This window comes from Draconibacterium sp. (assembly GCF_041583095.1).
In the GTDB taxonomy this organism is placed as follows: Bacteria; Bacteroidota; Bacteroidia; order Bacteroidales; family Prolixibacteraceae; genus Draconibacterium.
Genome location: NZ_JBFHGM010000335.1, coordinates 1 through 5,060, shown reverse-complemented (window position 1 = coordinate 5,060; position 5,060 = coordinate 1). Strand labels below are relative to the sequence as shown.

The window sequence follows — 5,060 nt, the reverse complement described above, 5'->3', positions numbered from 1 at the left end:
GTGCTGGAGAACAAACAAAAAGTACTGATCATTTCCAATGGCTCACACCCTGATGTTGGTGTTATAAAAAATACACTCGATCAGCAAAAAACATACGAGGTTTCGGTATTTACCGACGAACCTTACCCCAATGATCTGAGCGATTACAACCTGCTTATTTTAAACCAGCTGCCAAGTACCGGGAAGTCGATGGCCGAAGTGATGGAAAAAGCAGATGACAACCGTTTGCCGATTCTTTTTATCGTGGGAAACCAAACATTTCTGCCGCAGCTGAATATTTTAAGCCAGGGAGCAAGCATTGAACCACTGGCCGGAAGCGGAGAAGAAGCCCAACCGGTTTTTAATTCGAATTATGCAACGTTTAATCTGTCAGAAGAGCTGATTGAAATTATTCCACAATTTCCTCCAGTGCAGGTTCCGTTTGCCAATTACGAGTTGAATCCGGAATTCTCGCCACTGTTGTATCAAAAACTTAAAGGTATTACAACCGGTAAACCACTAATCGCCACCGGAAAACTGGAAGGCAGGAAACGAGGTTATATTTTCGGCGAAGGAATTTGGCGCTGGCGGCTGTTCGATTATTACCAAAACCAGGAACATACCCATTTTAACGAATTGATCAATCAGCTGGTGCAATACCTTGCTTTGCGCGAAAACGAGGATAACTTTATTGTTGAATTCTCCCCGGTTTACACCGAAGTAAATGACGTGGTTTTAACAGCCGAAGTATATAACGATGCTTTTGAACGAATTGGTTCGGAAGAAGTAACTATTAAATTGCAAAACAAAAACGACGAGGAATACAACCTGACTTTCGATGTGCAGGATAAAAATTATTACCTCAATGCGGGGCATTTGCCACTGGGCGATTATTCGTTTACTGCCGAAGTAAGTATTGGTAACGAAACCTTTACCGAAACTGGCAGTTTTACCGTGGTTCCGGTTAATGTTGAGAATATTATTACGCAAGCCAACCACACCCTGTTATACCAAATGGCGAACTTAAGCGGTGGAAAATTCTACCCGTCATCGCAAACCAGCAATTTGGTTAACGAATTGCAACAAACCAGTAAATTAAAAGCAACAACATACTTTCAGGAGATGGTAAATCAACTCATAAACCTTCGTTGGTTATTTGTTGTTTTGCTAGTGCTGTTAAGTACGGAATGGTTTTTGAGAAAGTACTGGGGAATTTACTAAACAACATTCATTTTACGATGAACATTTTCAAACAAACAAATTACATACTACTTGTTAGCCTTGTTATTTTGTCGTATGCTTGTAGCCCAACAAAGCGGATTATGGTTGAGTTTCCGCAAAAACCAAAAAACGAAATTTCGCAGGATATACAGAGTCTGCTTTTGGTTAACCGCACTGTTGATGTGAAATACAACGATTTGCCTGCCGATTCGATGCAAAAATTATTTTATCAAAAGGATTTTAAACTAGATACTACCATATACGATCTCACGGCAGTTGACACATCGTTAAAGGCCTTGGGCGAATTGCTTTTCGAATCCGGAAGGTTTGATTATGTAATTCCCGAAGACCGTTTTCTGAACGCCGAAAAAAATGCATTCTTCTCCAGTTCGATGAGCTGGCAGGAGGCGAAGGAACTTTGCGACCTTTACCAAACCGATGCTGTTCTGTCGATGGATCTGTTTAAAACACACGTAGCCACAGTCCTTACTGAAGAATCAGTTTTCGATCCGAATGAAGGATTTTTCAGAACGGCCGTTGGTGCCAAAATGGTGGTTGTTTACGATGCCCTGTTTCGCATTTACGATCCGCAGCAGGAAAAAATTCTGGCACGCGAAGTATTTCAGGACACCCTGCTTTGGGAAAATTATGCACTGAGCATAAGAAATCTGTTTGCGGATTTTACGCCGGTAAAACAGGCACTCACAGAAGCAGGAATTGCCGTGGCACTTGATTTTTCGGAAACAATAAGTACCCGCTGGCAAAGTGAATACCGGGTAATATTCGACAAAGGAAGTACAACATTAAAAGAAACAGCCATACTCACCGATAGCGGAGATTGGGCAACAGCCATTGAAGCATGGCAAAAAATTGTCAGCGAATCGGGATCGAAAAGCGAAAAAAGCAAAGCATTATTTAATCTCGCTACCGCCTGCGAAATACAGGGAGATATCGACTGTGCCATTCAGTACGCCCTCGAATCGTATAATACAGCCTACCACCCCATCACTTATCAGTACCTAGAATTGCTTAAAAGCAAGAAAAAACAACCGAAAAACAACTCAAAATGAACCGATTGATCTTATGGACTATACTATTACTAAGCACCGTTTCATGCACGGTTTACAAGGATTACCCCATTGAAATTTATAAACCCGGTGAAATTCTTTATCCGGCCAATGCCGAAAATGTAGCTATAGTTTACCGGAATTTTAAATACAGCAGCGACACGCTAATTCACTATTTCCAGGACGATTTCCGCCTGAAAAAAGCTAAAAACGATCCGAAAAATCTCGACAGTATTTTGGTAAATTTAAGCATGAGCGAACTGGCAAAAAATTTGAAGGAGAAAAATGCTTTTAAGGAAATAAGAATATTCCCCGAACTTTTCGAGCCACATATCGGCGACAAACTTCCGGCGTTAAATATGGAAATGGTTCAGCAACTGGCCACAAAAACCAGTACCGACCTGGTAATTTCGCTGGAAACCTATTCCAGTTTTTACTCCGAATATTCAACAACGGCCGAAATGCCAACAAAATCGAACGAAGTGATTACCGCCGCTGTTTGGGCGGTTTACAGTCCTTTTGAGCAGCGACTGATTGAGCGCAAAACAATGATCGACACCATTTTTTGGAACGGTTACGATGCAAACGGGAATTATAACCGGAAAGCCAAGTTGCCACCGCGTATCACTGCGTTGAAGATTGCTTCGCAAATGGTTGGCGAAAATTATTCAAAACGCTTTTTTGCCTCGTGGGAAAATGTGAACAGGATGTATTCTGTTCCGCCACTTCCTGATTTTGCCATGGCCGACGAATACGTACAAAAAGGCGATTGGGACAATGCCATTATGCTTTGGAAACGCTATGCCGACGACAGTAACGGCAAAATGGCCATTAACGCACGATACAATCTGGCACTGGGTTACGAAATGAAAGACGATTTTGAAACGGCCGAAAAATGGTTAAATGCAGCCTTACAAATTGCCACCGCCTACAACAGCAAGGATGATCTGAAAATGATTTTCAAATACCAACAGTTACTTGCTAAAAGAAAAAAAGATATCTTGCGTTTAAACCAATAGCAAATGAAGAACCGCGCTGTTTTTTTGTTGGGCGTTTTAACACTTTTTGTTTTAGCAAGTTGTAATACGCTATACAATACAAAAACCATTGATATAGAAATTGTTGAACCATCAACAATGACTATCGCGCCGAAATTCAGAAATATCGCCGTTCAATACAATAACGTTAACTGCTCGCCAAACAAGTATTTAAACCAGTACGAAGAATTTGGAACGCAAAAAACAGAAAACGAAAACTCCGACAGTATCGCCTCGCATATCTTTTTCCATCATTTTATTACGGAGCTTAACAAACAGGCCTTTTTTGACACTTTAATTATTATAAACGAGCGCAATTATTCCACCACAAGAGTTGTTGATAAAATTGATTATGAGCCCTATTTCAGGGAAGATTCGACAACTCATATAAGCATGACGCCGGAACAAATCAATGTGTTTAATTCAGGCTATTTTCTGCAGGCCAATTCATCATCGGTTCATCCCAAAAGCGATTCGCTCATTTTGCATCCGCAATTCGGGTTATACACTCCCGGGCAACTTCAGGATATTCATGAAAATACTGGAGCCGACCTTTTACTTTCGCTCGATTATTTTGGAGCCAGCGATGGACGCTACTACCATCGCCAGCTTGAACTTGGCAGCAAACAGGTGATCAACTGGACACAATGGAGCTTTTATGACCTTATTGACATGAAATATTTGTTGGCCTATTCGAAACTCGACACGGTGAAGTGGATGGAGTACTCCCCGGGCATTAAGAACGCGGATGACGTTTTACCTCCGCGAACCGATGCCATATACAATGCAGCCGAAATATCAGCTGAAAATTTTGCGATATCAATTGTCCCTCACTGGGTGCAGGTTCAGCGAATGTACTACTCCTCGGGGCATGTGGAACTGCAACAAGCCGATGAGCTTATTCAGAATGCCCAGTGGTTGGATGTGGCCGAATTGTGGCGCAAACAGCTTGAAAACGAGAACCAGAAAATTGTTGCAAAATGTATGTATAATCTTGGTTTGGCTTGTGAAATGGAAGGCGACCTTGAGACGGCTATGGGCTGGGTGGTTAAATCGTATCATACTCTGGGGCCAAAGAATGAACTTCATGCCGAAAATTGTATGCAATACATCAGGCTGCTGAGTACCCGGCAAGCCGATATGAAACTTCTTGAGCTACAGTTTGGCCGGTAGCGCCCGGGTGTCGCTTATACACAACCAGCATTTTACTTTTTGCCTGTATAAGCGTTGTACTTTTTAGGAAAAAGTACACTTTCATTAAATATCAATTTCAATTTTTTAGGAAAATGTACATTTTGATTAAATGTCAACTTAAATATTTTAGGAGAATGTACCTTTTGCTAAAATATCAACTTCTAAATTTTAGCAAAAAGGGAAGTTTTATTAAATATAGCAGTCGACAATTTAGGAAAATGTAACTTTTCATTAAATATTCGTTTGTATATTTTAGCAAAATATACCATTTCCTAAAATTAACACCGCATTATTAATGCACCATTCCGATTTTCATACAATTGTTGGCCAACAATTGCATGGCCCGTCTTCGTTTGCCCTGAGAATTGGAACTTACGTGGCCGGAGATAATGTACATGGAAGCATGTTAAAAGAAAAGAGGGAAACCACTGTCTCCCTCCATATTTAACCAAAAATCACAACATGAAAATATTGTAGTTTTAAAATTAGAACTTTTAGGTGCAAAGTTCCAAATTCAAACTTATGTTTTAAAAAAGGAATTTAGCTTTTTAACATTTTAATC

The 5,060-nt window shown here is 40.5% G+C and carries 4 protein-coding genes; all 4 read left to right on the top strand.

The window, feature by feature from the left end; genetic code table 11:
- On the top strand, positions 1–1,200 hold a 1,200-nt coding region (locus tag ABZB17_RS20435; RefSeq protein WP_372653119.1), incomplete at its 5' end, for a hypothetical protein.
- 17 nt (positions 1,201–1,217) lie between these two features.
- Positions 1,218–2,270, top strand: coding sequence for a DUF6340 family protein (locus ABZB17_RS20430; protein WP_372653116.1), 1,053 nt, complete (start codon positions 1,218–1,220; stop codon positions 2,268–2,270).
- Entirely contained in the window at positions 2,267–3,286 is a 1,020-nt protein-coding gene (locus ABZB17_RS20425) for a DUF6340 family protein (protein WP_372653113.1), read from the top strand. Before ABZB17_RS20430 ends, ABZB17_RS20425 begins: the two co-directional genes overlap by 4 nt.
- A gap of 3 nt (positions 3,287–3,289) precedes the next feature.
- Positions 3,290–4,477 (top strand): DUF6340 family protein, encoded by a 1,188-nt coding sequence (locus ABZB17_RS20420; RefSeq protein ID WP_372653111.1) that lies wholly within the window; start codon positions 3,290–3,292, stop codon positions 4,475–4,477.
- The last annotated feature ends 583 nt before the right edge of the window (positions 4,478–5,060 follow it).

Bases quoted from the DNA above. Each gene is read 5' to 3' on its own strand.
- ABZB17_RS20430 (WP_372653116.1), top strand. From the start codon at position 1,218: ATGAACATTTTCAAACAAACAAATTACATACTACTTGTTAGCCTTGTT.
- ABZB17_RS20425 (WP_372653113.1), top strand. From the start codon at position 2,267: ATGAACCGATTGATCTTATGGACTATACTATTACTAAGCACCGTTTCA.
- ABZB17_RS20420 (WP_372653111.1), top strand. From the start codon at position 3,290: ATGAAGAACCGCGCTGTTTTTTTGTTGGGCGTTTTAACACTTTTTGTT.